Origin of the sequence: Methylobacterium sp. WL120 (assembly GCF_008039465.1) — a bacterium.
Lineage (GTDB): Bacteria > Pseudomonadota > Alphaproteobacteria > Rhizobiales > Beijerinckiaceae > Methylobacterium > Methylobacterium cerastii.
The window spans coordinates 13,329-39,684 of record NZ_VRUT01000027.1 but is presented as its reverse complement, the minus strand read 5'-3'; the positions used below and the strand labels follow the sequence as shown (position 1 = coordinate 39,684).

Here is a 26,356-nt window from a genome sequence, read left to right as displayed (position 1 = left end):
GTGCCGGAGCGCGCCTGGCACGTCCTCGGACCCGTGGCGGGTGCCGCCCTGCCCTCGACCCTGCCCCCCAACCTGCACCTGCACGGATGGGTCGCCGACATCGGCCCGCACCTCGCCCGGGCCGCCCTGGTCGTCGGCGGCGCCGGCGACGGCGTGGTCGCGGCGGTGGCGGCGGCGGGGCGGCGCTTCGTCTGCCTGCCCGAACCGCGGGCCTTCGGCGAGCAGACCGAGAAGGCGGCCGCGCTCGAACGTCTCGGCGCGGCCGTGGTCCGCTCGTCCTGGCCCGAGGCCGACGAATGGCCCGCCCTGGTGAAGGCCGGCCTCGCCCTGGACCCCGCGGCGATCTCCGCTCTGCACGATCCCGACGCGGTGCCGCGCCTCGCCGCCGCGATCGAAGGCATCGCCGCCGGCCTCGAAGCGAGCTGAATCGGCGTCGGCCGGCCGAGCCTCAGAACGGCCGGTGCGCCGGCACTTGCGCGGCCGCGATCTCGGCCTCGGTCGGCTGCCGCAGAACGGTGAGTCCGCCGCCTCGGTCGCCCTCCACCAGCCCGAGTTCGGCGAAGGCGTCGAGCCAGCCGTCCATCGGCCAGATCCCGTGGCGGTCGTGGAAGCGCCGGGCGTTGGCGACGATGTCGGAGAAGTGCTGCAGCGGCGGGTCGCACGACAGGTGGTGCTGGTGGAAGGCGTGCATCCCACCCGCGAACAGCACCGGCACCCCGGCCCGCTCCGCCCGGAACGCGAGGTCGGTGTCCTCGGCGCCGTAGCCGGTGAACCCCTCGTCGAAGCCGCCGACGCGGTCGTAGGTCGCCGCCCGCACCGCGAAGGCCAGCGACCAGAACAGGCCGGGCTGCGTCGCCGGGATCACGCCGGCCTCCGGGAAGAGCCGCGCGGGATGGCGGTGCCCGACCCGGTCGAGGCCGGCTTCGGTCCAGCCGTCCGAGACGGCGCCACCGGGCAGGTAGCGGATCTCGCAGCAGATCAGCCCGTCATGCTCGGACGCGGCCGCTGCGAGCCCGGAGACCAGGCCGGCGGATGGGATGCAGTCGACGTCGAGGTAGACCAGGATGTCGCCGGAGGCCGCGCGGCGCCCGGCGTTGCGGGCCGCGGCGAGCGGCAGGCCGTCGAGGCTCAGGTGCGTGCGCCGGATCGGGAAGCCGAGATCGGGAAGCGGCGCCGTGTCGCCGCCCATCTCGACGACGACGGCCTCGTCCGGCGGGGCGCAGCGCCCGAGGCCTTCGAGCAGGCGCGCGAGGTGGTGCCCGCGGCCCTTGTTGAGGGTGACGACGCTGACGCTCATGCCGACGCCTCGTCCACGTGCAGCACGTCGAGGCGGTACGCGTCGGTGCGGGCCTGATGCACGACCTGGGCGAAGCGCACTTCCGCGATCAGCGCCTCGGCCGCGCCGTCGCCCGAGAGCGGATAGTCTGTCTCGCCGAGCCAGTGCACCAGCACGATGTCGCCGCCGGGCAGGATCGACGCGCCGATCCGGGCCGCGATCCGGGCGATGTCCGCGCGGGTGAAGAAGTAGGCGACCTCCGAGAGCACGATCAGGTCGAACCGGCCGGACGGCCAGGCGTCCGGGATCGCGCAGGGCTCGAAGCGCACCCACGGGGTCGCGGCGTTCCGGGCGCGCGCGGCCGTCAGCGCGGTCTCGACCACGTCGACGCCGAGCAGCGTTTCGCAGCGCGGCGCCAGACGCTGCGTCAGGACGCCGATCGAGCAGCCGATTTCGAGGCCCGACGCGTAGCGGTCGCGCGGGAGCACGGCGAGCGTCGCCGCGTACTTGGCCGCCTCGTAGGCGCTGGTGGTGAAGCCCCACGGGTCGGGATCGGGGTCGGCTCCGTAGAGCCCGGCGAAGTAGTCCGGCGTCAGCGAGGCGTCGCGGCGGGTCATGCCGCCAGGTCCACGAAGCGCTCGTAGGGGCCGCACAGGCGGTCGACCATATCCTCCGAGAGTCGGAAGCCCTCGGGATCGTCGGCGATCAGTCCGGTCGTCTGTGAGGCGTGGGCCGCCACCGCGCGGCGCTTGGCGGCGCGGTGGGTCGACACGTCGAGCCGGAACCCGGTCGGCGCCGGCCCGACCTCGCGCTCCGGCGGCAGGGTCCAGCCCCAGACCGGGTAGGCGTAGGCGCGGATGCCGGGAAGCATCGGGCGGGCGAGCCCGACGATGTCGGCCGCCGCGGTGTGATCGCAATGCGGGTCGTGCCGCCAGGTGACGAACACCGCGTCCGCCCCGCACGCGCGGACGGCGTCCGCGACCGTCTCGGCTGCGGCCTGCGCCGTCGCACCGGCGCTCGGCACGTGCGCGTCGGGCAGGCGCAGGAAGGTGACATGCTCCGGTGCCAGCCCGAGCTCGGCCACCGCCCGGCGGGTCTCCTCCTCGCGCAAGCCGCGCAGCCGCTCGGGCGGGTACAGGTGGGAGTTCGGATGCGAGCCACAGCCGTCGCTGACCACGACGAGCCGCACCGGCAGGTCGCGCGCCCGCGCCTCGGCGATCAGCCCGCCGCAGCCGAGGCTCTCGTCGTCGGGATGGGGCGCCACCACGACGAGGCCGCGCGTCGCCATCGCCGACAGGTCGGCGACGGGAAGGCTGTCGAGCAGGGGCAGGAAGGCGTCGGCGCGCATGAAGTCGTCTTCTCGGGTCGGTCGGCTTCAGGCCGGTTCGGAATCGTGCCAGAGCGCGTGGACCGGGGCCTCGGACTCGGCGACGTAGGTCGCCGCGCCGGCAAGCGCCCCGTCGGGGGCCGGCTGGCGCAGGTAAGTCGCGAGGTCGCGCGCCAGCCGCTCGAGCGGGTGGGCCTCGAGGAAGCCGGAGAGCCCGACGGAGCGCTGGGCCAGCTCGATCGCGTCGAGGCCGGCCCGCTCGACCGCGCCGCGGGCGAGGGCGACGTAGGCGACTGCGCGGTCGCCCGAGACGGGCTCGGCGGTGGCCATGTGGCCGGCGCGCTCGACGAACAGGCGCGCGGTCTCGGCGGCGGTAGCCGCCTGCCCGAGGCGGGCGCGCTGGTGCGGGTCGGCGCCGCGCCCGGTGGCCGCCAGGTGGCCGCGATGTGCCTCCAGCACCGCTTCGATCCCGCCGCACTGCACCGCGAGGAAGCGCCAGGCGCCGGCCGCGAAGAACGGCTGGCGGTAGTAGTCGTCCGGCGCGCCGACCCGGTCCAGGGGGTCGACCCGCAGGCCCGTGAAGTCGACCGTCCCGGTGGCCGAGGCCCGCATCCCGTGCGCGCGCCAGCCGGACAGGTCGGCGCGGGATTCCGGATCGAGTGGCACCACGAGCATCTGGCGGCGCCCGTCGGGCAACCGCGCCGTCACCAGCGGCCGCGTCACGTATCCGGCCCCGGACGCGTAGGACTTCGCGCCGGTGAGCACCGGGTCCGCCTCGGGGCCGATCGCGAGGCCGCCCGGCTCCGCCGGCTCGGTGTTCCACACGCCGAACAGGTGTCCGGCGCGGGCGTCGGCCGCGAGCCGGGCGCGCACCGGGTCGCTGCCGTAGCGCAGCACCAGCGCCAGCGCGTTGACGTGGCCCTCGTAGATCCGGCCGACCGCGAGGTTGCCGCGGCCGATCCCGCGCAGCACGTCGCGCAGGCGCTCGGTGCCCGCGGGCGTGCACAGGCCCGCCCCGCCCAGCGCCTCGGGCAGCGGCGCGGCGAGCAGGCCGGCCCCGCGCAAGGCCGCCATCGCCTCCACCGGGAAGCTGTCGTGGCGATCGGGGGCCGGCGCGCGCGCCACAGCGGAGGCGGCGAGCTCGGCGAGGCCCACGGGACGCGCGTTTACCTGGGCAATGGGGAAGGGAATCGTCATGTTCGGGTCCGCAGGATGCAGCGTGCGCGTGAACGCGCCATGTACGGACGCGCGTCGGACCAATCAGCCCCGCGGTTCGTCGTTCCGGTGCGCCCTGCGGCTTGACCGTCGTACCAGCATGATCCTTGCTCCCCCACGAACCGATGCTTGAAACGGGCGCTTCGGGCCGCCGGCATGCGAGAGGGACCATCGTGCTCCTGACCCCCCGCGAAAAAGACAAGCTCCTCGTGGCGATGGCCGCGCAGGTCGCGCGGAACCGCCTCGCCCGCGGCGTCAAGCTCAACCACCCGGAGGCGATCGCGCTGATCACCGACTTCGTGGTGGAGGGCGCCCGCGACGGGCGCTCGGTCGCCGAGCTGATGCAGGCGGGCGCCAACGTGCTCACCGTCGACCAGGTGATGCCGGGCATCAGTGAGATGATCCACGACATCCAGGTCGAGGCGACCTTCCCCGACGGCACCAAGCTCGTCACGGTGCACCATCCGGTGCGCGGCGTGGCCTCCCCCGACGTACCCGGCGCGATCACCACGCAGCCGGGCGAGATCGTGTTCAACGAAGGCGCCGAGCGCACCCTGGTCGAGGTCGCCAACGTCGGCGACCGACCGATCCAGGTCGGCTCGCATTACCACTTCTTCGAGGTCAACCCAGGGCTGCGCTTCGACCGCGAGAAGGCGCGCGGCCAACGCCTCGACATCGCCCCGGGCACGGCGGTGCGGTTCGAGCCGGGCTCGACGCGGGAGGTCGTGCTGGTGCCGCTGGCCGGCGGGCGGACCGTGTATGGTTTTCGCGGCGACGTGATGGGGGCGCTGTAACGGAGATCAGGTCCACCGTACGGACGGATTTGGAGATGGACGATGGGAAAGTTCGAGACGACCATGTCGATCCGCGGGGAGGTGACGGTCCCTTTCCCGGTGCGGGAAGCGCTCAAGCTTAGGCCGGGCGATACCGTGATCTTCGATCAGGACGAGGCGGGTCGCGTCCTGTTGCAGGCGCAGCCGGGCTTGGGCCGAGAACGGGCTGTGACGCCGAGCGACCTGTCTTCGATGCCGTCGATCGGCCTTGCCGCACGGCGTCGCGCCGTTGCGCATGCCGATGGCGATCCGATTGGAGATTACCTCGTTTCCGAGGACGAGCGGACGAAGACTCGCGCATGATCGGCGTCGATACGAACGTCCTGCTTCGCCATACCCTGCAGGACGACGCGGTACAGGCCCCGATAGCGACCGCCTTCCTGCTCGATGCCGAACGGCTGGCAGAGCCTGCGCTGGTGAATCCCGTGGTGCTGATCGAGTTCGTTTGGACGTTGATGCGCCGGGAAGGATTCACGAAATCCGATCTCCTCGCGCTCATGGACGTGCTCGCGGCATCCCCGCACGTCGTGTTCACCGATCGGACCGCGATCTGCGCAGCGATTGCCGATTGGCGGATCGGACGAGCCGACTTCCCAGATTACCTGATCGGGCATCTGAACCGCCTCGCAGGTGCTGCCACCACCGTGACGTTCGATGTCGACGCCGCCGCAGAGCCGGCATTTTCGCTTCTGACGTCCTGAACGGACACGGAGAGCCGTCTTGGCCAACATGCCCCCCCGCGCCGCCCTCCCCCGTGCCGCCTACGCCGACATGTTCGGGCCGACCACCGGCGACCGCATCCGGCTCGCCGACACCTGCCTGGAGATCGAGGTCGAGCGCGACCTCACCACCTATGGCGAGGAGGTGAAGTTCGGCGGCGGCAAGGTGATCCGCGACGGCATGGGACAGAGCCAGGTCACCAACGCCGGCGGCGCGGTCGACACGGTGATCACCAACGCGGTCGTCCTCGACCACTGGGGCGTGATCAAGTGCGACGTCGGGATCGTGAAGGGCCGCATCGTCCGGCTCGGCAAGGCCGGCAACCCGGACATCCAGCCGCGCGTCGACATCGTCGTCGGGCCGGGCACCGAGGTCATCGCCGGCGAGGGCAAGATCCTCACCGCCGGCGGTTTCGACAGCCACATCCACTTCATCTGCCCGCAGCAGATCGACGAGGCCCTGTGCTCGGGCATCACCACGATGCTCGGCGGCGGCACCGGGCCCGCGCACGGCACCTTCGCCACCACCTGCACCCCCGGCCCCTGGCACATCGCCCGGATGATCGAGGCGGCCGACAGCTTCCCCATGAACCTGGCCTTCGCGGGCAAGGGCAACGCCTCGCGCCCCGACGCGCTCGTCGAGATGGTGCGGGCCGGCGCCTGCGCCCTCAAGCTCCACGAGGATTGGGGCACCACGCCGAAAGCGATCGACACCTGCCTGACGGTCGCCGACGAGCACGACGTGCAGGTGATGATCCACACCGACACCTTGAACGAGTCCGGCTTCGTCGAGGACACGATCGCGGCGTTTGCCGGCCGCACGATCCACGCCTTCCACACCGAGGGCGCCGGCGGCGGGCACGCGCCCGACATCATCAAGGTGGCCGGACTCCCCTACGTCCTCCCGTCGTCCACGAATCCGACGCGGCCCTATACGAAGAACACCATCGACGAGCATCTCGACATGCTGATGGTGTGCCACCACCTCGACCCGTCGATCCCCGAGGACCTCGCCTTCGCCGAGAGCCGCATCCGCAAGGAGACGATCGCCGCCGAGGACATCCTGCACGACATCGGCGCGCTCTCGATGATGTCGTCGGACAGCCAGGCGATGGGTCGGGTCGGCGAGGTCGCGATCCGCACCTGGCAGACGGCGGACAAGATGAAGCGCCAGCGCGGCGCCCTGCCCGGCGACGGGAGCGGCAACGACAACCTGCGGGCGCGGCGCTACATCGCCAAGTACACGATCAACCCGGCGATCGCGCACGGCGTCTCGGCCCATATCGGCTCGGTGGAGTCCGGCAAGCTCGCCGACCTCGTGCTGTGGTCGCCGGCCTTCTTCGGGGTGAAGCCCGATCTCGTGATCAAGGGCGGTATGATCGCGGTGGCGCCGATGGGCGACCCCAACGCCTCGATTCCGACGCCGCAGCCGGTGCATTACCGCCCGATGTTCGGCGCCTTCGGCCGCGCGCCGTTCTCCACGGCGCTGACCTTCGTCTCCAAGGCGGCGATCGAGGACGGCCTGCGCGAGCGCCTGGGCGTCCAGAAGCAGCTCGTCGCGGTGGAGAACGTGCGCGGCGGCATCTCGAAGAAGAGCATGATCCTCAACGACGCGACGCCCGAGATCGAGGTCGACCCCGAGACCTACGACGTGCGCGCCGACGGCGAGCTGCTGGTCTGCGAGCCGGCGGACGTGCTGCCGATGGCGCAGCGGTATTTCCTGTTCTGAGGTAGGATGGGAGCGTTCGAGGAGAGCCACGATGTCGAACGCCGGGCTGAAGCCGCCGCCAGTTGCCGATCCGTATGAGACGGACTTCTACCTCTGGACGCAGGCCCAGGCCGAACTGCTGCGGGCCCGCCGGTTCGATGAGCTCGACCTGGAAAACCTGATCGACGAGGTGGCGAGCGTGGGCGGCAGCGAGGAGCGCGAGATCGGAAATCGCCTCGTCGTCCTGCTTGGTCACCTCCTCAAGTGGAAATATCAGCCCGGTGCCCGCAAGAACGGGTGGACGGCGACGATCTTCGAGCAGCGCACGCAGATCGCCTTGATCCTGCGGGCAAGTCCCAGCCTGAAACCACATCCGGCGAGCGTCTTCGCGGCGAGCTACCTGTCCGGCCGCCTGCTGGCGTCGAAGGAGACCGGGATCGACGTCACGCTGTTCCCGGAAGTGCCGCCGTTCACGGTCGTCCAGGCGCTCGATCTCGATTACCTGCCCAAGGAGCCCGACCTGCTGGATCAGTCCTGACCCCATGATCCGCGCCACAAGCGTCATCCGCGCCGCCGCCCTCGCCCGGGGCGAGATCGTCGACCGCATCGTCCTCGACCACGGCGACCGGCACCGCCGCCGCATGGCGATGCGCGGGGTCGGCGGGCTCGCCTTCCTGCTCGACCTGCCCGAGCCCACGGTGCTCGACGACGGCGACGCGCTGGCGCTGGAGGACGGGCGGCTGGTCTGGGTCGAGGCCGCGCCCGAGCGCCTGCTGGCGGTGCGCGCAGGCTCGGACCACGCCCTGAAGCGGCTGATCTGGCACATCGGCAACCGGCACATCCCGGCCGAGATCACGGACGACGCGGTCTACATCGCCTACGACCACGTGCTCGCCGAGATGGTGCTGGGCTTGGGGGGCAGCGCCGAACCGGTGGAGCGCCCGTTCCGGCCGGAAGGCGGCGCCTACGCCGGCGGCCACGCCCCGGCGCATGGCCACGATGCCGGCCACCCCGGCGAGCCTGCGGGCGGCCACGCCCACCATCACGGCGACGGGCGCTACCACACCCATGATTGAACGCATCCGGCTGATGGCGTGGCTGTCGCCGACCTACCCGGTCGGCGCCTACGCCTACTCGCACGGACTCGAATGGGCGGTGGAGGCGGGCGACGTCGCCGACGAGGCGGGCATCGCCGGCTGGCTCGGCGACGTGATGGAGCACGGCGCCGGCCGCAACGACCTGATCCTGGCGGCCCACGCCCACCGCGCCGTTGCTGCGGGGACGATGCCGGAGCTTGTCGCGATCAACGATCTCGCCCTGGCGCTGGCGCCGTCGCGCGAGCTCCACCTCGAGACGAGCCAGCAGGGCCGCAGCTTCCTCGACGCGACCCCGGCGGCGTGGCCGTGCCCACCCCTCGACGCGGTCGCCGAGGCGCTGCCGGGAGCGGTCGCCTACCCAGTCGCGGTGGGGGCTGCGGCGGCGGCGCACGGCATGGATCGGCCGGCGCTTCTGGCCGCCTACGGCCTCGCCTTCATCCAGAACCTCGTCTCCGCGGCGTTGCGCGCCGCGCCGATCGGGCAGGCCGCGGGCACCCGGATCATCGCGGCCTTGAGCCCCCGCATCGCCGCGCTCGCGGAGCAGGCCGAGGCCTGCAGCCTCGACGACCTCGGCTCGGCGACGCTTCGCCTGGATCTCGGCTCGTTCCGGCACGAGACCCAGTATTCGCGGATCTTCCGCTCGTGATCCTCTGACGGAGCTTGCCCGCATGGCATCGAACAACGGACCTCTGCGCGTCGGCATCGGCGGCCCCGTCGGCTCGGGCAAGACCGCGCTGATGGAGCAGTTGTGCAAGCGCTTCCGCGACACCTACGAGATCTGCGCGATCACCAACGACATCTACACCAAGGAGGACGCCCGCATCCTCACGGTGGCCGGCGCGCTGCCCGAGGAGCGGATCATGGGGGTCGAGACCGGCGGCTGCCCGCACACGGCGATCCGGGAGGACGCCTCGATCAACCTCGCGGCGGTGGCCGAGATGCGCCGGCGCTTTCCGAAGCTCGACCTGATCCTGATCGAGTCGGGCGGCGACAACCTCGCGGCGACCTTCTCGCCGGAGCTTGCCGACATCACGCTCTACGTCATCGACGTGGCGGGCGGCGAGAAGATCCCACGGAAAGGCGGCCCCGGCATCACCCGCTCGGACCTGCTCATCGTCAACAAGACCGACCTCGCGCCGCTGGTCGGCGCCGACCTCGGGGTGATGGAGGCGGACACCAAGCGCATGCGCGGGACGCGGCCCTACGTGTTCGCGTCCCTGCGCGAGGGCGCCGGGGCCGACGCGGTCGCGCGCTTCGTCGTCGAGGCCGGCGGCCTCGGCTAGGTCGCGCCGCGTCATACCAAATCCGGTTGATCCCTCCGGGATGGCGGATTTTACCTTCGCTCGTGCGCCGCGCGGGCTTGCCGATACGGCAGCCGCTTTAATCAAGCGGATGCCGTATCAGTGCTCGGCGTTGGCCGAGCGTGCGCGGGGCGCGGCCGTGCCGCGCGGGACGCCGCCCATCAGCGCGTCGAGCCGGCCCATGCGGGCCGAGAACTTCTGGGCGGTCTCGAAGGCGGCGCGGTCGCGCGGGGTCATCGGCTTCTGATGCGTGTCCCTGGCCTGCGCCGAGGCGATCGGCAGGGCCACGAGCACGAGGGCGGCGATGCGCAGGGACGAGGTCATGACCACCACTCCATGCCGGATGCGGCGCGCCTTGCGCGGACGCAGGCTGGGCTTCGGCAGGATTTCAACGTAGGGGTGAAACTGCGGCCAAGCTGTGCGCTGGCGCACCGCTTTGGCCGGCTGTCCGCGCCTCGACAGCCGGAACGATCGATGCGAGGTTCGCAAGGTCAACGGGTTGCGCGCGACCGCATCGTGTCGCCGGCTTCGATGGAGTGGGCATGTCGCCGGAATTGCAGGAATCGCGTGCGGCCCTGATCCTGATCGCCGCGGTGGTCGTGTCCGTGCTGGTCTTCGGGGCCGTGACGCTGTTCAGCCAGATCGGCTGACGCCCCCGCACACCCTGCCTCCCGGCGCCCGACTTCGCTGCGTCTCGGCCAGGGTACCCTTGCGGGGACCGCGAGACATCGCGATCGGCATCGCCGGGGCGGCACGACCGTGAAACCCGTCGGGATCGGTAGAATGCAGCGGGATCGAGCCTGGAGCGCGTGTTGAATTAACGCTCTATTAATTCCATCCTTGGTTGTATGTCGCCGGTTCCCGAGCGAAATTACAACCGAACCGTGGAGGTCCTCCATGCGCCCCGAAGTCATCGATCGGCCCCGTGCGTTGCCCGTCGACCTCACCGCAGCCCTGTCGGCCTCCGGCGTCGTCGGAACCTGGTCGTGGTCGGCCCAGCCCGATCGCTGCATCCTCGATGCCGGGGCCGCCGACGTGCTGGCGGGGGACCACGCGATCGCCGGGCTGCCCGTCCCGTTCGAGCGCGCCAAGGCCCGGGTGCATCCGGACGACCTGCCCAAGCTGTCGCGCCACTTCAAGCGCCTGCGCCGGAGCGGCGGCCTGTTCGTCGCGGAATACCGCACCGTCTCGGCCACGGGCCGCGTGCGCCGGATCCTCGACCGCGGCCGTCTCGTCCGCAGCGAGGCCGGGACCGTGCTGCACGGCCACGGCATCATCATCGACGTCACCGAGGGCGACCTCGACCTCGGCGCCTTCAGCGAGCGCCCAGACCCGTCGACGATCCTCGACACCGCCGCCGCGCACGCCCTCGCCTGCCGCGAATCGATCGACCATCTCGACAACTCGGAGTTGCGTCTGCTCGTCGACGTGCTGCTCCTCAGCCTCGGCCAGCAGATCGCCGCCCTGTCGCGCGGGCAAGCACGCGGGTCGGCACGCGGGCTCGGACGCGGGCACTGATCGAAAGCGAGGCCCCCGCCTCGCGCCGTGCACGCGCGGGCTACTGAACCAGCACGGCCTGGTTGCACATCGTGCCGTCGACGGTGACGTCGGCGTAGCCGAGGCGCAGGCCGAGGATGCGCAACGTCGTGTCGAGCACGCCGTCGAGGGCCGGCGTCACCGCCATCAGTGCGGTGGACAGGAGCGGCCCGAGCAGGGGCGGCACGATCATCAGCCCGTTGATCGAGAGGGACAAGCCCTGGACGAGGCTGCCGGTCAGCGACTGCGTCAGGCCGGTCGTGGACACGGTCTTCGTGATCTGGCGCGTGATGTCGTCGTCGGAGAAGGTCAGGGTCTGGGGCGTCGGGCTGGCGATGGTCGCCCGCGCCGTGCCCTGCACGGTCAGCAGCGGCAGCGCGATCAGGTTCGCGGGGCGGGTCAGGTCGGGGGTGGCGGCGCCGACCGCGATGCTGCTGCGGGACACGTTGGCGATGGCGAGCGTCGCGAGGCCTGGCTGGGCGTCCACCGTCACCTGCCGCCGGGTTGCGGCGGTCCAGGGGCAGGCGATGGTGCGCAGGGTCGCCGAGGCCTGCGCCGCCTCGACATAGATCGGCAGGGTCACGGTTCCGAGGCCGAGCGGCGCCGTCAAGGTCGTCTCGATCAGCAGGCGCACCTGCGCGGTGTGGACCGTGGCGTTCGCCGTGCCCGGCTGGACGTAGCCCGAATTCTGCCGCCGCTCGCCGATCGCCAGCGTCAGGCGGGTGCCGAGCAGGCCCGGCACCGTCGCTCCGAGGTCGAGGGCGATCTGGTTCTGGCCGTTGGCGCCCGCGGCGATGTCGGCGACCACGTCCATCAGGCCGACCAGGGGGCCGGCGGCGCCGCGGGCCGGGGACAGCGCTCCCGCGTCGCCGAGGTCGACGACCTGCGCGACGGGAACCAGCGCGCCGGCGTTCGGCAGCGCGGCCATCAGCTTGGCCAGGGCCGTCACCGCGGCGCCGGCACCGGAGGTGCCCTGCGCGGCGACCTTGAGGGCGGCGGTGAGCTGCCCGACGCTGGCCTTGGCGGCGACGAGGTCGGCGTAGTTCGCCGCCTGGAGGTTCAGGCCGACCGCCAGCGCGTCGAGGAAGCGGAAGGCGTCGACTTGGGTCGACAGCAGGGCGTTGTAGTCGAGGACGGAGAGCGACAGCTTGGTGCCCAGCATCGCACCGAGCAGGGCGTTGGCGACGCCGCCGTCGAGCGCCGCCACGCCGGAACCGATCGAGAGGGCCGCGAACCGGGCGCTCGCGGCCGTGCCCGTCACCTGGATCGGCACGGTCTTGGGCAGGCCGAGCACCTGCGCGAAGTGCACCGGCACCCCCGTCTTCAGCCCGACGCGGACGGCGTTGGCTGGGCTGGCGCCGGCCTGGAACCGGCCGGCGGGGGCGACCTTGGCGTCGCCGACGTAGCTGCCGGGCGAGACAGTCACCGCGGCGGCGGCGTAGCCGTTGTCGGCGAGCGACCGGCGGGCGAGCGCGTCGGCCCCGCCTGCGCCGGCGGCGGCCAGCATCGCGGCGATGTCGACCGCACCCTGCGCCTTGCGCTTGGCCTGCATCACCATGCCGAGGTCGATCCCGACCGCGGCCGCGCCCATCAGAGCGGTCGCGCCCAAAGCCACCAGCACCGCGACCGAGCCGCCCCGGTCCGACCGGAGATTGCGCACGCGGGCCCTCACAGGCCGCCCCGGCGCACGCTGACCGTGCTGGTGAAGACGTCCGGCGGGAGCGGGACCAGCTTGCCGAGGGCCTTCAGCCCGAGGACGGAGGAATCGTAGGTGAGTGTGACCGTGTAGACGGTGGCGTCGCCCGGGCTCGTGCCGACCGAGACCGCGACGCTGCCGGCCTTGAACATCGCGCTGGCGGCGAGGCTGCGCTGCACCACGGCCTGGGCGAGGGAGGCGCGCTCGCCGTCGCTGACGCCGGCGACCGAAGCGCGGGCCGCCTCCGCCGCGACCTGGCGCAGGGTGTGCGCCGCGCCGAGATAGATGCCGAAGGCGCAGATGCCGGCAAACAGCAGCAGCAGGACCGGCGTCACCAGTGCGAACTCGACCGCCGCGTTGCCGCCGCGGCAGGCCGCCAGCTTCCTGCCCTCGCGTCCCGCCGTCGATCCCATCGCGCGACATCCCATAGCTGCATCGCAGATCAGCGATACAACTTATCGTATGGGTGCCCGCTTAAGGAACGATGTAGATGCAATCCCGAGTTGTATTAACTCTCAGGCGGCGACCGCCTCCTCGCGCGCCGCCGCAAGCATCGCGGTGATCTCGCCGGCCGGGCGCGGCCGGCTGAACAGGAACCCCTGCATCTCCTGGCAGCCCTCGGCGCGGACGGCGGCGAGCTGCTCCTCGGTCTCGACGCCCTCGACCAGGGTGGTGATGCCGAGGCTGCCGCCGAGGGCGACGAGGGCGCGGATGATCGCGCCGGCCTCGGTCGCCTTGCCGGCGTCCTGGACGAAGGAGCGGTCGATCTTCATCTTGTCGAAGGGGAAGCGGCGCAGGTAGGTCAGGCTCGAATAGCCGGTGCCGAAATCGTCCATCGAGATGCGGATCCCGGTCCGGCGCAGCAGGTGCAGGGTCTCGAGGTTGGCCTCGGTCTCGTCGAGCAGGACGCTTTCGGTGATCTCGAGCTCCAGGCGGTCGGCGCGCAGCCCGCTCGCGGCGAGGGCGAGCAGCACCGTCTGCGCGAAGGTGCGATTGCGGAGCTGGACCGCCGAGACGTTGACGGCGACGCTGATCCCCTCCGGCCAGGCCACGGCGTCGCGGCAGGCCTGGTTCAGCACCCATTCCCCGAGGGCGACGATGAGACCGGTCTCTTCGGCCACCGGGATGAAGGTGGCGGGCGAGATCAGCCCGCGTTCCGGGTGGCGCCAGCGGACCAGGGCTTCAACGCCGGTAATCCGATTGCTGCCGAGGTTGACCAGCGGCTGGTAATGCACCTCGAACAGGCCCTGCCGGAGGGCGTCGGCGAGGTCGCGCTCGATCGCGCGGCGGATTTCGGCGGTCTCGTCCATCGCCGGCTCGAACAGGCAGGCGGTGCCGCGGCCCTTGGCCTTGGTGTGATAGAGCGCGGTGTCGGCGTTCTTGAGCAGCCGGTCGATGTCGTCGGCCGCGTCGTCGGCGATGGCGATGCCGACGCTCATGCCGATCTCGACGGTGTAGCCGTCGAGGTCGTAGGGCGTGCTCACCATCGCGATCATCCGCCCGGCCAGCGCCAGCGCGCCGGCGGCGTCGGAGACCCGGTGCAGCACCGCGAACTCGTCCCCGCCGAGGCGCGCCACGAGGTCCCCCGTGCGCACCCGGGCGCAAAGCCGTTCCGAGACCGCCCGCAGCAGCGCGTCGCCGGCGCCGTGCCCGTGCATGTCGTTGATCGCCTTGAACCGGTCGAGGTCGAGGCAGAGGATCGCCAGCCGGTTGGTCTCGCCCGCGAGCCGCGGCCTGCCGAGCATGTCGAGGCCGTGCTCGCGAAACGCCGTGCGGTTCGCCAGGTCGGTCAACGCGTCGTGGCGCGCCATGTGCGCGATCCGCGCCTCGTTGCGGCGCCGTTCGGTGATGTCCTCGAAGGTCGAGACCCAGCCGCCGCCCTCGATCGTGCGGTAGCACACGGCGAGGATCCGGCCGTCGGCGAGCTCGCGTTGGATCGGTTTCGGGTCGGCGTCGAGCAGGGCCCGGCGCGTGCCCTCGCACAGGGCGTCGGCCGTGGGGTCGCCGCGGTATCGGCCGGCGGCCACCAGCATCGCGCAGATCTCGCGCTGGGTCATGCCGACGTGCAGCCTGTCCGGAGCGATGCCGAAGAGTTCGCAATACCGCTGGTTGTAGATGACGAGGCGCGCCGCGTCGTCGAACAGGCACAGGCCCTGGGTCATGTTGCTCAGCGCCGCCGCAAAACGGTTGTTCTGCTCGACGAGGCTGGCATGCGAGGCGCGCAGCTCCGCCAGCGTCTCGGCGAGCGCGCTGCGCGTCTGGCCTTCGGAGCCGATGTCGGTGCCGATGCCGCGATAGCCGCGGAAGGTCCCGTCCTGCGCGACCACCGGCTCGCCGCCGATCCGGAACCAGCGCACGTTGCCGTCGGGATGGGCGTAGGGAAAGATGAAGCCGGCGAAGGCCTCCCGCCGGTCGATCGCGGTGACGTACGGCATCCAGGACAGGCGGTCGCCCCCGTTCGCGGCGACCGCGATCCGCGACGTGCCGGTCAGCGTCTCGGCGTTGCGCCCGAGGACGCGTTCCGCCTCGGGAGACAGGTAGCTGAAGTTCTGCGACGCGTCGGTCTCCCAGAACCAGTCGGGTTCGGTCTTCGCAAGATCTACCAAGGTTCGTACGGGCATTCGGGCACCATCGATCGTGACCCTATCCTCCAAGGCAGGCATTAAGATATTATTCGTACCGCACTTCACGATCCTGCGCGTCGTGGGTGGAGCCCGGCGCCTTCCGATGCGTTGCCTGCGGACGCGCGCCGCCGCCGCTCCGGGCCACGGTCGCGAAACGTCGGAGGAAGGCGCATGCCGAGCGGTGGCGAGGATCTGTTTCCCGGGTTCGAGGCCCTCTGGATGGAGGCGGCCTGGGGCAAGGCCTTCGCCCGGGTCGGCGGCCCGGCGGACGCGCCGCCGCTGCTGCTGCTCCACGGCTTTCCGCAAAGCCACGCGCTCTGGCACCGCGTCGCCCCGGACTTGGCGCGCGACCATCGCGTGATCTGCCTCGACCTGCCGGGCTACGGCTGGTCGTCGGCGCCCCCGAGCGATTCCGGACACGAGCCTTACGCCAAGCGCCGGGTCGGCGCGGAGATCGTGGCGCTGATGGAGCGGATCGGCCATGTCCGCTTCGCGCTGGCCGGGCACGACCGCGGCGCCCGCGTCGCCTACCGCCTCGCCCTCGACCATCCGGGCCGCGTCTCGAAGCTCGCCCTCCTCGACGTGGTGCCGACGGTGGTGCAGTGGGCGCGGATCGAGGCCGCGCCGGGCATGAACCCGCACTGGCCGTTCCTGGCCGAGCCCGCCCCGAACCCGGAGACCGCGATCGGCCGGGACCCGGACGGCTACTTCCGGAGGCTGATCGCCGGGTGGACGGCGGGCAAGGACCTCTCGGCCTTCGACCCGCGTGCGCTCGACCTCTACGCCCAGGCCTGGGGCGTGCCCGAGCGCATCCACGCGATGTGCGAGGATTACCGCGCCGGCGCCGGCCCCGACCGCGCGGCCGACGAAGCGGACATCGCGGCCGGCCGAACCCTGGCGATGCCGGCCCTGGTTCTCGCCAGCACACGCTACCTGGACCACGAAAAGCCCGAGACGGCGCTCGCGGCCTGGCGGCGGACGCTCGCGCCGGACGCGGTCGGCGCCGCGATCGAGTCCGGCCACTTCCTGGCCGAGGAGAACCCGTCGGCGACGCTCGCGGCGCTCCGCCCCTTCCTCGCCGGTGAAGCTCCGCCCAAAGCGTAACACGGAAGCCGACGCTCGCCGTGGTTGTGCGCCCGGCCTTCGCCTAGCATGCGCCCCGGACCGCCCGAACGGCGGCCGAACGACAAGATCACGACATCCGGGAGGATACGCATGACCAAGGGACAGGTTCGTCTCGCGCTGAGCGTCGCGCTCGCCGCGCTCGCCGCGCCCGCCGCCGCGCAGGGCTTCTCGGACGGCGTGGTGAAGATCGGCATCCTCAACGACCAGTCCGGCACCTACGCCGAGTTCGGCGGCCGCTCCTCGATCGAGGCGGCGCGGATGGCGGTGGAGGATTTCGGCGGCTCGATGAACGGAACGCCGATCGAACTCGTCTCGGCCGACCACCAGAACAAGCCCGACATCGCGTCCGGCATCGCTCGGCAATGGTACGACCGCGACAACGTCGACGCGATCATGGAGCTGACGACCTCGTCGGTGGCGCTCGCCGTCCAGGGCTTGTCGAAAGAGAAGCGCAAGATCACCATCACCACCGGCGCGGCCACCGCCGACCTCACCGGCAAGGCCTGCACCCCCTACGGCTACCACTGGGCCTACGACACCCATGCGCTCGCCGTCGGCACCGGCGGCGCCCTGGTGCAGCAGGGCGGCGACACCTGGTTCATGCTGACCGCCGACTACGCCTTCGGCTACTCGCTGGAAGCCGAGATCGCCCGCTACGTCACCTCGAAGGGCGGCAAGATCCTGGGCAACGTCCGCCACCCGCTCTCGGCGCAGGACTTCTCCTCGTTCCTGCTGCAGGCGCAAGGGTCTGGCGCCAAGGTGATCGGCCTGGCCAACGCCGGGCTCGACACCTCCAACAGCATCAAGCAGGCGGCCGAGTTCGGCATCGTCGAGGGCGGGCAGCGGCTCGCGGCGCTGCTGTTCACCCTGGCCGAGGTGAAGGGCCTCGGCCTCAAGGTCGCGCAGGGGCTGACCCTCACCGAGGGCTGGTACTGGGACCTCACCGACGAGACCCGCGCGTTCGGGCAGCGCTTCATGAAGCGCACCGGCAAGATGCCTAACATGATCCATGTCGGCACCTATTCGGCGGTGCTGCAATACCTGAAGGCGGTGAAGGCCGCCGGCACCGACGAGACCGAGGCGGTCAACACGCTGCTGCACACGATGCCGGTGGACGACGTCTTCGCCAAGGGCGGCAAGGTCCTGCCGAACGGTCGCATGGTCCACGACATGTATCTGTTCGAGGTCAAGAAGCCCGCCGAGTCGAAGGGCGACTGGGACCTCTACAAGAAGCTCGCCACGGTGCCCGGCCCGGAGGCCTTCGCCACCGCCGAGGCCAGCGGCTGCCCGCTGACGACGGCGGCGAAGTAGGAACGGCAAGAAGGGACGAACCCGCCGACCGCGGCGGCCGACTCCCGTCCACCCCCCTCATCCTGAGGTGCGGCCGCAAGCCGCCTCGAAGGAGACCTCCAGGGATCGCGCGTCGGCTGGAGGCCTCCTTCGAGGCCCGCCAAGGCGGGCACCTCAGGATGAGGTGGTGGGTGGGAGTGACACTTGTCGAAGGGGCGTCTGGTCGAAGGGGCGTCTGGAAGACCGCCGCTCAGGCGGACGTCAGCCGCAGCACGCCCTCGCCGCGACGGTGGCCGACGGTGGTCACCGCGACCTCGGCAAGGCCCCGCTCGGCCACGAGCCCGGCCGCAAGGGCCGCGCCGAACGGCGCCGTCACCTCGAGGCCATGGCCGACCAGGTCGCCGAGGGCGTGGACCGGCCGGTCGGGTGCCAGGGCCGACAGGCGCGCGCGCTCCTCGTCGGTGATCGCCGCGACGCCGGTGGCGCCCGAGACGATCGCCGCGGCCTGCGCGATGCCCGCTTGCCGCCACAGGGCGTCGAGGCTGGTCGCGACGCCGCCCGGCTCGCGCCGCGTCCGATCGCTCGCCACCGGTCCGAGCCGCGCGAGCGCGCGGGCGCCGCGTGCAGCCGCGGTCTCGGCGGATTCGAGCGTCAGGAAGGCGGCGCAGCTGCCGAGGACGAAGCCCGGCGCATCCGCGCGGTCGAAGACCGGCGCGTAGTCGGGCTTGCGCAGGAAACCGCCCATCTCGTGGACGACCATCACGTCCGGCCGCTCGGCGCTGTAGGAGCCGCCGACCAGCATCGCGTCGATCTGGCCCGAGGCGATCCGCGCCTGCCCGATGCGCAGCGCGTCGACGCCCGAGGCCTCCTCGCCCATGAAGGTGCGCGACGCGCCTGTGACGCCGTGGACGATGGCGATGTTGCCGGCCAAGAGGTTCGAGAGCTGCGCCAGGAACAGCGTCGGGCGCAGGTCGTTCTGCAGCCGCTCGTTGAGGTAGGCGCCGGCGTGCTCGGCCTCGCGCAGGCCGGTGAGGATCGCCCCGTCGACCGCGTAGTCGCGCTCGCCGCCGCCGGCCGCGACCACGAGATGGAGCGCCTGCTTGAACCCGGCGTCGTCCTTCACCCCGGCCGAGTCGAGCGCGAGGCCGGCGGCGTAGACGCCGAGGCGCTGCCACGCCTCCATCTGGCGCTGGTCGGACTTCTTCGGGATCTGCCCGTCCCAGGCGATCGCCGGAGCCGGGTGGACGGGATACGGCGCGAAGGTCGCCGCGTCGGTCCGTGGCGCGGCGCCGGCGTCGAGGGCGTCGAGGTGGGCGGCCAGGCCCTCGCCGACGCAGGAAACGAGGCCGATCCCGGTGACGACGACGGCGCGGCTCATTCGGCTTCTCCCGGCGCATCCCCGTCGATCACGAGGCCGATCTTCGCGGTGCGCGCGCGCATCAGGGCGTCGAGCCCGTCCGGGAACGGCATGGTGCGGAAGCGGAGCTCGGCGTCGGCCAGGAGCTTGCCGTCGTGGCGGATCGCGGCCTTGGTCACCGCGTAGCCCGAGCCGTCGTGCTCCAGGCTCGCGGTCACGGTCAGCGTCGCGCCGGGGCCGACGAAGGAGCGGAAGCGCGCCTTGTCCACCGCCATCAGGAACGGCATCTGCGCGAAGTTCAGGTGGGCCAGCACGAGGTAGCCCGAGGCCTGCGCCATGGTCTCGGTGAGCAGCACGCCTGGCACCAGAGGGTGGCCGGGGAAGTGCCCCTCGAAGACCGGGCTCTCCGTCGGCACCTGGGCCAGGGCCTCGATCCGGCCGGCGGCGCGGTCGAGGCTCACCACGGAATCGATCATCTCGAAGTATTCGAGGCGCATGGGCTGCCGATCCGCAGACGTGTTCGGAAGGTCGTTCGCGTCGGCTCAGACCTTGGCGGCCTTTTCCGCGACCAGCGCGTCGATGCGGGCGCAGAGGTTCTTCAGCACGAAGTATTCCTCGGCCGGCACCTTGCCTTCGTTGACCTCCTGGGTCCAGCGCTCCAGCGGCAGCTTGATCCCGAACGCCTTGTCGACGGCGAAGGCGATGTCGAGGAAGGCGAGGCTGTCGATGCCGAGGTCGTCGATCGCGTGGCTCTCGGGCGTGATCTTCTCGCGCGGGATGTCGGCGGTGTCGGCGATGATGTCGGCCACGCGCTCGAAGGTGGCGGTGCCGGTGCTGGGCTGGTCTGACATGCGTTCTCGCCGAATCGGGATGGGTGCGACGGGCCGCCGCCGATGCTCGACGCGGCGCCCCCATCCGCACGGCCCGGTGGCGGAGGGCGCCCTGCGCCGCCCCGTCAAGTGGCCGCGACCTCTACACGAGGGGGTCCGGCCCGGCAACCATGTGGCCCTCCAGGCGGGCTTCGCCGGATGGCAAAGGTCCCACGGCGGCCTACATGAGCGCGCGGCGGATCGCGCCGGAGGACCCGCCTTATGGACCAGACGCTTCGTACCGACCACGCGCCGCCGGACCGCGCCCCGCCGCTCCCGCCGGTGGAGAAGGCGCGCGGCCAGGGGATCGCCCGCGTGGCGCTGGTGCTGGCGCTGTCGGCGCTCGGCCTCTGGATCCTGTCCGGCTTCCTGCCGGCGCTCGCCTGGGCGGTGGTGCTGGCGATCGCGCTGTGGCCGCTCTACGCGCGCGCCGAACGGCGGTTTCCCCCCGGCGGCCACAACGTCGTGCTTCCGCTCGTGGCGACGCTCCTCGTCGCCCTCGTCTTCCTCGCGCCGCTCGTCATCCTCGGCGTCCAGGCGGCCCGCGAGGCGCACGACGTGCTCGACTTCGTGCGCACGGCCGAGAAGGACGGCGTCCCCGTGCCGGACGTCATCAATCACCTGCCCTACGGCGCGGCCCAGGCGTCCGCTTGGTGGAGCGCCAACCTCAGCCATCCCGACGCCGGCTCCGACCTGCTGCGCAAGCTCGACAACGATTCCGTGATCGGGGTGTCGCGCAACGTCGGCAAGGAGGTGGTGCATCGCGTCGTGCTGTTCGGCTTCAGCCTCGTCGCCCTGTTCTTCCTGTTCCGCGACGGCCGCACCATCCGCGACCAGGTCCTCGTGGCGTGCAACCGCCTGTTCGGGCCGCGCGGCGAGCGGGTCGGCCGACAGATGGTCGCCTCGGTGCACGGCACCGTCGACGGCCTCGTCCTCGTCGGCCTCGGCGAGGGCGTCGTCCTCGGCATCGTCTACTACTTCGCCGGCGTGCCGCACCCGGTGCTGCTCGGCGCGTTCACCGCGGTCGCCGCGATGATCCCGTTCGGCGCGGCGCTCGCCATCGCCATCGCGGCGCTGCTGCTCGTGGCGGCGAGCTCGGTGAAGGCGGCGGTGATCGTGGCGGTCGCGGGCTTCGTCGTGACGTTCGTGGCCGACCACTTCGTGCGCCCGGCGCTCATCGGCGGCACCACCAAGCTGCCGTTCCTGTGGGTGCTGCTCGGCATCCTCGGCGGGGTCGAGACCTTCCACCTCCTCGGCCTGTTCCTCGGCCCGGCGGTGATGGCCGCTTTGATGCTGCTGTGGCGCGAGTTCACGGTCGGCGCCGACGCGAAGGCTCCCTGACATGCGAACGGCCGCGGGATCCGAGATCCCGCGGCCGTTTTGCGAAGACCCGGCGGCACGGATTTGCGTGCCGCCGAAGTCGGTTCGATTACATCGGCGGGGTGAGGCCGTCCTTGCCGACGGCGATCAGCTTGCCCTCGATCTTCGAGCCGGCCTTGTCGACCACGGCGAAGATCTTGGAGCCGGGGGTGAGGATCGCCTTGTCCGCGGGCTCGAAGGCGACGATCGGTGCGGTCGGCGGCACTTCGATGGTCTTGGCCGCGCCGTCCTTGCCGTAGCCGACGGTGAGCGTCTTGGTGCCCGAGGCGCCGGCCGTGTCGGCCTTCACCGTGCCGTTGGTCATCGCGCTCTTGACGCGCGGCGCGCCGGACTCGGCCTTGACCGTGCCGTTGGTCATCGAGCTCTTCACCGCCGCGCCGCCCGCGGCGGTCTGGTCGGCGATCGAATCCCAGCCGTAATGGCCCTCGCCGGTGCCGCGCATCGACTCGGGGAACAGCACGACCTCGAGCGCCGTCATCGGGTTCTCGCCCTTGGTCGCCGTGCCGATGAAGACGCCGTCCTTGATCTGGTCGAGGCTCGACTTCACCACCCAGGCGAACTTGGCGCCGCCGACGTCGACGGTCTCGGTGGCCCCGTCGACGGTCTTGATCGTGACCATGCCGCCGGCCGCCTTCTCGATCGTGCCGCGGACGCGCTCCAGCGCCTGGGCGGAGAAGGCGGCGCCGGACAGGGTCATCAGGCTGGCGACGGCGAGTGTGGTGAAGGTCTTCATGTAGCGCTCCGGTTGTCGTGACCGGAGGGTTATGGGGCGCCGGCGACCGCAAAACACCCTTGCGCGCAATCTATTTTTGTTTCCGAGTCGCCCGTCATCCCCGTCGGCGCAGCTCGGCGAGGTAGCTGCGCAGCAACGTCACCCGTCGCGGGCGGAAGCTGGTGCCGGCCGGCTCCGCCCCCGCGATCCGGTCTGCCCGGAACATGCGGAACGCCTCGCGCAGGCAGCACCAGGCGAGCACCGTCATCTTGTCGTCGAGGTAGACGATGGAAAGCGGCAGGATCGTGCGGACGCTCGTCGCCCCGTCCTTGTCCGCGTACCGGATGGTCACCGCCTCTTCGCGCCAGCACCCGGACCGGATCGCTGCCATGTCGACGGTCGCCGGATAGCGCGTCCCGAACCGGCGGACCTGCGAGACGGCGTGAAGCAGGTGCTGCTCGCGCCGGTCTGGCAGGGTCGCCGCGACCTTGGCCAGGACCGAGGCGGCGGCCTCCGCGAGCGCCGGGTCGCCCATGTGCCGGACCTCGCCGAGACCCAGGACCAGCGCCTCGATCTCGATCCGGTCGAAGGTCTGCGGCGGCAGCGCGACGTCCTCGACGAGGCGATAGCCGTAGCCGCGCTCGCCCTCGATCCCGGCTCCGGCGGTGCGCAGGCTGTCGATGTCGCGATAGATCGAGCGCGGCGACACGCCGGTCTCCTCGGCGAGCCGGGCCGCCGTGACCGGCGCCGGCAGGACGCGCATCGCGTGGAGCAATCGAAGCAGCCGGTCGGCTCGGGCCATCGTGCAACTGACGGAAACTGGCAGGTGGACCTGGCTAGACCATCCCCTGCCGACCCGCCAGCAGGAGCCCGCCATGATCACGCTCTATCATTCCCCCAACAGCCGCTCGACCCGCATCGTCGCCCTGGTCAAGGAGCTCGATGCCCTGGATCACGTACGCATCGAGCGGGTGACGATCCCGCGCACGGACGGATCGGGGGCTCGCGACCCGGCCAACCCGCATCCCGAGGGTAAGGTGCCGCTGCTCGACGACGACGGCACGCTGGTGCGCGAATCGAGCGCCATCGTGCAGCACCTCGCCGACCTGTTCCCGAAGGCGGGGCTCGCCATCCCCCACGGGCACAGGCAGCGCGGCGCCTACCTCGGATGGCTCGCCTGGTACGCCGGCGTCCTGGAGCCGGTGCTGATCGTCGAGGCTGCCGGACTGGACCATCCGCTCCTGAGGCAGACGTTCCGAGGCGGCGCGGAGGCCCGGGCGCGTCTGGCCTCGGCGCTCGGCGACAGCCCGTTCCTGCTCGGGGACCGTTTCACCGCGGCCGACCTGCTGCTGCACTCGCCCTTCGCGTGGTTCGGCAAGCCCGGCGTGCCGGCGATCGACGCCTGGGTCGACCGCTGCACCGCGCGGCCGGGCGCCGCCTTCGCGGCAGCCTTCGACGCGGCGCCGCCGGCGCCCTGAACTGCCGGGCCACGATCATGAAAAAGCCGCCGCGGTGCGAGCCCGCGGCGGCTTGACGATGCTTCGGTTCGGGGCGGCCCGAAGGCCGCCCGGCCCGGGGTTCAGGCCGCGAGCGAGCGCAGCACGTAGGGCAGGATCCCGCCGTTGCGGAAGTATTCCAGCTCGTCCAGCGTATCGATGCGGCAGGTCAGCGGCACCTCCTGCTTGGTGCCGTCGGCGGACGTGATCTCGGCGGTCAGGGTCTGGCGCGGCTTCAGCTCGCCCGAGATGCCCTTGATCGTGATGGTCTCGTCGCCCTTGAGGCCGAGCGAGGACCACGAGGTCTCGCCCTGGAACACCAGCGGCACGATACCCATCCCGACGAGGTTCGAGCGGTGGATGCGCTCGAAGCTCTCGGCCACGACGGCGCGGACACCGAGCAGCTTGGTGCCCTTGGCCGCCCAGTCGCGCGACGAGCCGGTGCCGTATTCCTTGCCGGCGAAGACCACGAGCGGCGTCCCCTCGGCGGCGTATTTTTGCGCCGCGTCGTAGATGTACATCCGCTCGCCCGACGGCTGGAACAGGGTCCAGCCGCCCTCGACCACCTGGCCGGCGGGATCGCGCACCATCTGGTTCTTGATGCGGATGTTGGCGAAGGTGCCGCGCATCATCACCTGGTGGTTGCCGCGCCGGGTCCCGTACTGGTTGAAGTCCTGCACCCGGACCTGATGCTCCTGCAGGTATTCGCCGGCGGGCGAGGCTGCGCGGATGTTGCCGGCCGGCGAGATGTGGTCGGTGGTGATCGAGTCGAGGAACAGGCCGAGGATGCGTGCGTCCTGGATGTCCTGGACCGGGGCCGGCTCCATGGTCATGCCCTCGAAGTAGGGCGGGTTCTGCACGTAGGTGGAGCCGCCGTTCCAGGCGAAGGTCTCGGCCTCGACGACCTCGACGCCCTGCCAGTTCGCGTCGCCGGTGAAGACGTCGGCGTAGCGCGACTTGAACAGCGCCGAGGTGATGTTCGCCTCGATGAACTGCGCCACCTCGGCCGTCGTCGGCCAGATGTCCTTGAGGTAGACCGGCTGACCGTCCGAGCCGACGCCGAGCGGCTCTGTGGTGATGTCGATCTGCATCGAGCCGGCGAGCGCGTAGGCGACGACGAGCGGCGGCGAGGCGAGGTAGTTCGCCCGCACGTCGGGGTTCACGCGGCCCTCGAAGTTGCGGTTGCCCGAGAGCACGGCGGCGGCGACCACGTCGTTGTCGTTGATCGCCTTCGAGATCGCGGCCGGCAGCGGGCCGGAATTGCCGATGCAGGTGGTGCAGCCGAAGCCGACCAGGTTGAAGCCCAGCGCGTCGAGCGGCTGCTGCAGCCCGGCCTTCTCGAGGTACTCGGCGACGACCTGGCTACCGGGCGCCAGCGACGTCTTCACCCAGGGCTTCGAGCGCAGGCCCTTGGCGACGGCGTTGCGGGCGAGCAGCCCGGCGCCGATCATCACCGACGGGTTCGAGGTGTTGGTGCAGCTCGTGATCGCCGCGATCACCACGTCGCCGTGTCCGATGTCGTAGTTCGCGCCCTCGACCGGGTAGCGCTTGGCGATGTCGGCCGCCTTGCGGAACTCGGTCTCCATCGAGCCGGCGAAGCCGGGCTTGGCGGCGTCGAGCAGCACCCGGTCCTGCGGACGCTTCGGGCCGGCGAGCGAGGGCCGCACGTCGCCCATGTCGAGGGCGAGGGTGTCGGTGAAGACCGGGTCCGGGGTGTCGGCGTCGCGCCACATCCCCTGGGCCTTGGCGTAGGCCTCGACCAGGGCGATGCGCTCGTCGGTGCGGCCGGTGACCGTCAGGAAGTCGATGGTCTTGCGGTCGATCGGGAAGAAGCCGCAGGTCGCGCCGTATTCCGGCGCCATGTTCGAGATGGTGGCGCGGTCGGCGACCGCCATCGCGTCGAGGCCGGGGCCGTAGAACTCCACGAACTTGCCGACCACGCCCTTCTTGCGCAGCATCTGCGTGACGGTGAGCACGAGGTCGGTGGCGGTGGTGCCCTCGGGCAGCTTGCCGGAGAGCTTGAAGCCCACGACCTCGGGGATCAGCATCGACAGCGGCTGGCCGAGCATCGCGGCTTCCGCCTCGATGCCGCCGACGCCCCAGCCGAGCACGGCCATGCCGTTGACCATGGTGGTGTGCGAATCGGTGCCGACGAGCGAGTCCGGATAGGCGACCTCAGCCCCGTCCACCGTCTTCGTCCAGACGGTCTGCGACAGGTATTCGAGGTTGACCTGGTGGCAGATGCCGGTGCCGGGCGGGACCACGGAGAAGTTGTCGAACGCCGACTGGCCCCACTTGAGGAAAGTGTAGCGCTCGCCGTTGCGTTCGTATTCCAGCGCGACGTTGTCCGACAGCGCCTTCGGCGTGCCGAACTCGTCGACGATCACCGAGTGGTCGATCACGAGGTCGACCGGTACCAGCGGGTTGATCTTCTGGGGGTCGCCGCCCAGCGCCACCATGGCGTCGCGCATGGCCGCCAGGTCGACCACCGCCGGCACGCCGGTGAAGTCCTGCATCAGCACGCGCGAGGGGCGGAAGGCGATCTCGGTCTCGGTCTTGCCGCGGTTGTCGACCCAGGCGACGGTCGCCTCGATGTCGCCCTTCTTGACCGAGCGGTCGTCCTCGTAGCGCAGCAGGTTCTCGAGGATCACCTTCATCGAGAACGGCAGGGCGGTGGAGTTGGCGAGGCCGTTCTTCTCGGCCTCGGGGATCGAGTAGTAGGTATAGGTCTTGCCCGCCGCGGTAAGCGTCTGACGGGACTTGAAGCTGTCGAGTGAAGCCACGGCTGGTCTGAT

At 71.3% G+C, this 26,356-nt stretch carries 28 protein-coding genes; 14 read left to right on the top strand and 14 right to left on the bottom strand.

Annotation, left to right across the window (positions count from 1 at the left end):
* Nucleotides 1–426 (top strand): glycosyltransferase (locus FV229_RS07990; RefSeq protein ID WP_281406701.1); only part of this gene is annotated, 426 nt, incomplete at its 5' end.
* Between the two features lie 22 nt (nt 427–448).
* Here FV229_RS07990 and FV229_RS07985 read toward each other — a convergent pair.
* The 4 genes from FV229_RS07985 to FV229_RS07970 are packed head-to-tail and all read right to left on the bottom strand — an operon-like array spanning nt 449 to nt 3,800.
* Nucleotides 449–1,297 carry a glycosyltransferase gene (locus tag FV229_RS07985; RefSeq protein ID WP_147751452.1) on the bottom strand — a complete coding sequence of 283 codons (849 nt, stop codon included), beginning with the start codon at nt 1,295–1,297 and terminating at the stop codon, nt 449–451.
* On the bottom strand, nt 1,294–1,893 hold the full coding sequence (locus FV229_RS07980; RefSeq protein ID WP_147751451.1) for an SAM-dependent methyltransferase: 600 nt from the start codon (nt 1,891–1,893) through the stop codon (nt 1,294–1,296). The genes FV229_RS07985 and FV229_RS07980 overlap by 4 nt, the downstream gene beginning before the upstream one ends.
* On the bottom strand, nt 1,890–2,624 hold the full coding sequence (locus FV229_RS07975) for a PIG-L family deacetylase (protein WP_147751450.1): 735 nt from the start codon (nt 2,622–2,624) through the stop codon (nt 1,890–1,892). Before FV229_RS07975 ends, FV229_RS07980 begins: the two co-directional genes overlap by 4 nt.
* Nucleotides 2,625–2,651: 27 nt before the next feature.
* Entirely contained in the window at nt 2,652–3,800 is a 1,149-nt protein-coding gene (locus FV229_RS07970; RefSeq protein WP_147751449.1) for an acyl-CoA dehydrogenase family protein, read from the bottom strand.
* A 191-nt stretch (nt 3,801–3,991) separates the two neighbouring features.
* Here FV229_RS07970 and FV229_RS07965 point away from each other — a divergent pair, with 191 nt between their 5' ends.
* From FV229_RS07965 to ureG, 8 genes are read left to right on the top strand one after another with little or no spacing between them, the layout of a single operon-like run.
* The gene (locus FV229_RS07965) at nt 3,992–4,612 is read left to right on the top strand and encodes an urease subunit gamma (RefSeq protein ID WP_147751448.1); all 621 of its coding nucleotides are present in this window, start codon (nt 3,992–3,994) and stop codon (nt 4,610–4,612) included.
* A 42-nt stretch (nt 4,613–4,654) separates the two neighbouring features.
* Complete coding sequence (locus FV229_RS07960; RefSeq protein ID WP_147751447.1) at nt 4,655–4,954, top strand: hypothetical protein; 300 nt, start codon at nt 4,655–4,657, stop codon at nt 4,952–4,954.
* Nucleotides 4,951–5,352: a type II toxin-antitoxin system VapC family toxin gene (locus tag FV229_RS07955; protein ID WP_147751446.1), complete on the top strand. Its 402-nt coding sequence runs from the start codon at nt 4,951–4,953 to the stop codon at nt 5,350–5,352. The genes FV229_RS07960 and FV229_RS07955 overlap by 4 nt, the downstream gene beginning before the upstream one ends.
* A gap of 28 nt (nt 5,353–5,380) precedes the next feature.
* Complete coding sequence (gene ureC, locus FV229_RS07950) at nt 5,381–7,099, top strand: urease subunit alpha (RefSeq protein ID WP_187275090.1); 1,719 nt, start codon at nt 5,381–5,383, stop codon at nt 7,097–7,099.
* A gap of 31 nt (nt 7,100–7,130) precedes the next feature.
* The gene (locus FV229_RS07945; protein WP_147751444.1) at nt 7,131–7,616 is read left to right on the top strand and encodes a DUF29 domain-containing protein; all 486 of its coding nucleotides are present in this window, start codon (nt 7,131–7,133) and stop codon (nt 7,614–7,616) included.
* Nucleotides 7,617–7,620: 4 nt separating this feature from the next.
* Nucleotides 7,621–8,154 carry an urease accessory protein UreE gene (locus FV229_RS07940; protein WP_147751443.1) on the top strand — a complete coding sequence of 178 codons (534 nt, stop codon included), beginning with the start codon at nt 7,621–7,623 and terminating at the stop codon, nt 8,152–8,154.
* On the top strand, nt 8,147–8,821 hold the full coding sequence (locus tag FV229_RS07935) for an urease accessory UreF family protein (RefSeq protein ID WP_147751442.1): 675 nt from the start codon (nt 8,147–8,149) through the stop codon (nt 8,819–8,821). Before FV229_RS07940 ends, FV229_RS07935 begins: the two co-directional genes overlap by 8 nt.
* A 22-nt stretch (nt 8,822–8,843) precedes the next feature.
* Nucleotides 8,844–9,458 carry an urease accessory protein UreG gene (gene ureG / locus FV229_RS07930; RefSeq protein ID WP_147751441.1) on the top strand — a complete coding sequence of 205 codons (615 nt, stop codon included), beginning with the start codon at nt 8,844–8,846 and terminating at the stop codon, nt 9,456–9,458.
* 117 nt (nt 9,459–9,575) lie between these two features.
* Here ureG and FV229_RS07925 read toward each other — a convergent pair whose 3' ends face one another.
* Nucleotides 9,576–9,800 carry a hypothetical protein gene (locus FV229_RS07925; protein WP_147751440.1) on the bottom strand — a complete coding sequence of 75 codons (225 nt, stop codon included), beginning with the start codon at nt 9,798–9,800 and terminating at the stop codon, nt 9,576–9,578.
* 573 nt (nt 9,801–10,373) lie between these two features.
* On the opposite strand from FV229_RS07925, the gene FV229_RS07920 reads away from it, so the two are divergent.
* Nucleotides 10,374–10,994 (top strand): PAS domain-containing protein, encoded by a 621-nt coding sequence (locus FV229_RS07920; RefSeq protein WP_147751439.1) that lies wholly within the window; start codon nt 10,374–10,376, stop codon nt 10,992–10,994.
* Between the two features lie 40 nt (nt 10,995–11,034).
* Here the strand turns inward: FV229_RS07920 and FV229_RS07915 are convergent, their stop codons facing one another.
* From FV229_RS07915 to FV229_RS07905, 3 genes are all read right to left on the bottom strand, one after another.
* Nucleotides 11,035–12,672 (bottom strand): TadG family pilus assembly protein, encoded by a 1,638-nt coding sequence (locus tag FV229_RS07915; RefSeq protein ID WP_246688102.1) that lies wholly within the window; start codon nt 12,670–12,672, stop codon nt 11,035–11,037.
* A gap of 8 nt (nt 12,673–12,680) precedes the next feature.
* On the bottom strand, nt 12,681–13,121 hold the full coding sequence (locus FV229_RS07910; RefSeq protein ID WP_147751438.1) for a TadE/TadG family type IV pilus assembly protein: 441 nt from the start codon (nt 13,119–13,121) through the stop codon (nt 12,681–12,683).
* Between the two features lie 102 nt (nt 13,122–13,223).
* Nucleotides 13,224–15,314: an EAL domain-containing protein gene (locus FV229_RS07905; protein WP_348644176.1), complete on the bottom strand. Its 2,091-nt coding sequence runs from the start codon at nt 15,312–15,314 to the stop codon at nt 13,224–13,226.
* 189 nt (nt 15,315–15,503) lie between these two features.
* Between FV229_RS07905 and FV229_RS07900 the strand changes: the two genes are divergently transcribed.
* The gene (locus FV229_RS07900) at nt 15,504–16,436 is read left to right on the top strand and encodes an alpha/beta hydrolase (RefSeq protein WP_147751436.1); all 933 of its coding nucleotides are present in this window, start codon (nt 15,504–15,506) and stop codon (nt 16,434–16,436) included.
* Nucleotides 16,437–16,547: 111 nt separating this feature from the next.
* Complete coding sequence (locus tag FV229_RS07895) at nt 16,548–17,768, top strand: ABC transporter substrate-binding protein (RefSeq protein WP_147751435.1); 1,221 nt, start codon at nt 16,548–16,550, stop codon at nt 17,766–17,768.
* 229 nt (nt 17,769–17,997) lie between these two features.
* On the opposite strand, the gene FV229_RS07890 is transcribed toward FV229_RS07895, so the two are convergent.
* The 3 genes from FV229_RS07890 to FV229_RS07880 are packed head-to-tail and all read right to left on the bottom strand — an operon-like array spanning nt 17,998 to nt 19,955.
* Entirely contained in the window at nt 17,998–19,125 is a 1,128-nt protein-coding gene (locus tag FV229_RS07890; protein ID WP_147751434.1) for a beta-ketoacyl-ACP synthase, read from the bottom strand.
* Complete coding sequence (locus FV229_RS07885; RefSeq protein WP_147751433.1) at nt 19,122–19,601, bottom strand: 3-hydroxyacyl-ACP dehydratase FabZ family protein; 480 nt, start codon at nt 19,599–19,601, stop codon at nt 19,122–19,124. The genes FV229_RS07890 and FV229_RS07885 overlap by 4 nt, the downstream gene beginning before the upstream one ends.
* A gap of 45 nt (nt 19,602–19,646) precedes the next feature.
* The gene (locus FV229_RS07880) at nt 19,647–19,955 is read right to left on the bottom strand and encodes an acyl carrier protein (RefSeq protein ID WP_147727326.1); all 309 of its coding nucleotides are present in this window, start codon (nt 19,953–19,955) and stop codon (nt 19,647–19,649) included.
* A gap of 240 nt (nt 19,956–20,195) precedes the next feature.
* Between FV229_RS07880 and FV229_RS07875 the strand changes: the two genes are divergently transcribed.
* The gene (locus FV229_RS07875; RefSeq protein ID WP_147751432.1) at nt 20,196–21,314 is read left to right on the top strand and encodes an AI-2E family transporter; all 1,119 of its coding nucleotides are present in this window, start codon (nt 20,196–20,198) and stop codon (nt 21,312–21,314) included.
* An 88-nt stretch (nt 21,315–21,402) separates the two neighbouring features.
* Here FV229_RS07875 and FV229_RS07870 read toward each other — a convergent pair whose 3' ends face one another.
* Both FV229_RS07870 and FV229_RS07865 read right to left on the bottom strand, forming a co-directional pair.
* Nucleotides 21,403–22,086: a metal ABC transporter permease gene (locus tag FV229_RS07870; RefSeq protein WP_147751431.1), complete on the bottom strand. Its 684-nt coding sequence runs from the start codon at nt 22,084–22,086 to the stop codon at nt 21,403–21,405.
* Between the two features lie 94 nt (nt 22,087–22,180).
* The gene (locus FV229_RS07865; protein WP_147751430.1) at nt 22,181–22,867 is read right to left on the bottom strand and encodes a YafY family protein; all 687 of its coding nucleotides are present in this window, start codon (nt 22,865–22,867) and stop codon (nt 22,181–22,183) included.
* A 73-nt stretch (nt 22,868–22,940) separates the two neighbouring features.
* Between FV229_RS07865 and FV229_RS07860 the strand changes: the two genes are divergently transcribed.
* The gene (locus FV229_RS07860) at nt 22,941–23,543 is read left to right on the top strand and encodes a glutathione S-transferase family protein (protein WP_147751429.1); all 603 of its coding nucleotides are present in this window, start codon (nt 22,941–22,943) and stop codon (nt 23,541–23,543) included.
* Nucleotides 23,544–23,644: 101 nt separating this feature from the next.
* Here the strand turns inward: FV229_RS07860 and acnA are convergent, their stop codons facing one another.
* A complete protein-coding gene (gene acnA / locus FV229_RS07855) occupies nt 23,645–26,344 on the bottom strand; it encodes an aconitate hydratase AcnA (RefSeq protein ID WP_147751428.1) in 2,700 nt (899 codons plus the stop codon).
* Between the last annotated feature and the right edge of the window lie 12 nt (nt 26,345–26,356).

Excerpts from the sequence above, each read along its gene's own strand:
- FV229_RS07920 (WP_147751439.1), top strand. The coding sequence starts at position 10,374 with ATGCGCCCCGAAGTCATCGATCGGCCCCGTGCGTTGCCCGTCGACCTC.
- FV229_RS07935 (WP_147751442.1), top strand. The coding sequence starts at position 8,147 with ATGATTGAACGCATCCGGCTGATGGCGTGGCTGTCGCCGACCTACCCG.
- ureG (WP_147751441.1), top strand. The coding sequence starts at position 8,844 with ATGGCATCGAACAACGGACCTCTGCGCGTCGGCATCGGCGGCCCCGTC.
- FV229_RS07975 (WP_147751450.1), bottom strand. The coding sequence starts at position 2,624 with ATGCGCGCCGACGCCTTCCTGCCCCTGCTCGACAGCCTTCCCGTCGCC.
- FV229_RS07940 (WP_147751443.1), top strand. The coding sequence starts at position 7,621 with ATGATCCGCGCCACAAGCGTCATCCGCGCCGCCGCCCTCGCCCGGGGC.
- FV229_RS07925 (WP_147751440.1), bottom strand. The coding sequence starts at position 9,800 with ATGACCTCGTCCCTGCGCATCGCCGCCCTCGTGCTCGTGGCCCTGCCG.
- FV229_RS07860 (WP_147751429.1), top strand. The coding sequence starts at position 22,941 with ATGATCACGCTCTATCATTCCCCCAACAGCCGCTCGACCCGCATCGTC.
- FV229_RS07875 (WP_147751432.1), top strand. The coding sequence starts at position 20,196 with ATGGACCAGACGCTTCGTACCGACCACGCGCCGCCGGACCGCGCCCCG.
- FV229_RS07970 (WP_147751449.1), bottom strand. The coding sequence starts at position 3,800 with ATGACGATTCCCTTCCCCATTGCCCAGGTAAACGCGCGTCCCGTGGGC.
- ureC (WP_187275090.1), top strand. The coding sequence starts at position 5,381 with ATGCCCCCCCGCGCCGCCCTCCCCCGTGCCGCCTACGCCGACATGTTC.
- FV229_RS07910 (WP_147751438.1), bottom strand. The coding sequence starts at position 13,121 with ATGGGATCGACGGCGGGACGCGAGGGCAGGAAGCTGGCGGCCTGCCGC.
- FV229_RS07980 (WP_147751451.1), bottom strand. The coding sequence starts at position 1,893 with ATGACCCGCCGCGACGCCTCGCTGACGCCGGACTACTTCGCCGGGCTC.
- FV229_RS07890 (WP_147751434.1), bottom strand. The coding sequence starts at position 19,125 with ATGAGCCGCGCCGTCGTCGTCACCGGGATCGGCCTCGTTTCCTGCGTC.
- FV229_RS07945 (WP_147751444.1), top strand. The coding sequence starts at position 7,131 with ATGTCGAACGCCGGGCTGAAGCCGCCGCCAGTTGCCGATCCGTATGAG.
- FV229_RS07880 (WP_147727326.1), bottom strand. The coding sequence starts at position 19,955 with ATGTCAGACCAGCCCAGCACCGGCACCGCCACCTTCGAGCGCGTGGCC.
- FV229_RS07955 (WP_147751446.1), top strand. The coding sequence starts at position 4,951 with ATGATCGGCGTCGATACGAACGTCCTGCTTCGCCATACCCTGCAGGAC.
- FV229_RS07865 (WP_147751430.1), bottom strand. The coding sequence starts at position 22,867 with ATGGCCCGAGCCGACCGGCTGCTTCGATTGCTCCACGCGATGCGCGTC.
- FV229_RS07885 (WP_147751433.1), bottom strand. The coding sequence starts at position 19,601 with ATGCGCCTCGAATACTTCGAGATGATCGATTCCGTGGTGAGCCTCGAC.
- FV229_RS07960 (WP_147751447.1), top strand. The coding sequence starts at position 4,655 with ATGGGAAAGTTCGAGACGACCATGTCGATCCGCGGGGAGGTGACGGTC.
- FV229_RS07985 (WP_147751452.1), bottom strand. The coding sequence starts at position 1,297 with ATGAGCGTCAGCGTCGTCACCCTCAACAAGGGCCGCGGGCACCACCTC.
- FV229_RS07870 (WP_147751431.1), bottom strand. The coding sequence starts at position 22,086 with ATGAAGACCTTCACCACACTCGCCGTCGCCAGCCTGATGACCCTGTCC.
- FV229_RS07900 (WP_147751436.1), top strand. The coding sequence starts at position 15,504 with ATGCCGAGCGGTGGCGAGGATCTGTTTCCCGGGTTCGAGGCCCTCTGG.
- FV229_RS07895 (WP_147751435.1), top strand. The coding sequence starts at position 16,548 with ATGACCAAGGGACAGGTTCGTCTCGCGCTGAGCGTCGCGCTCGCCGCG.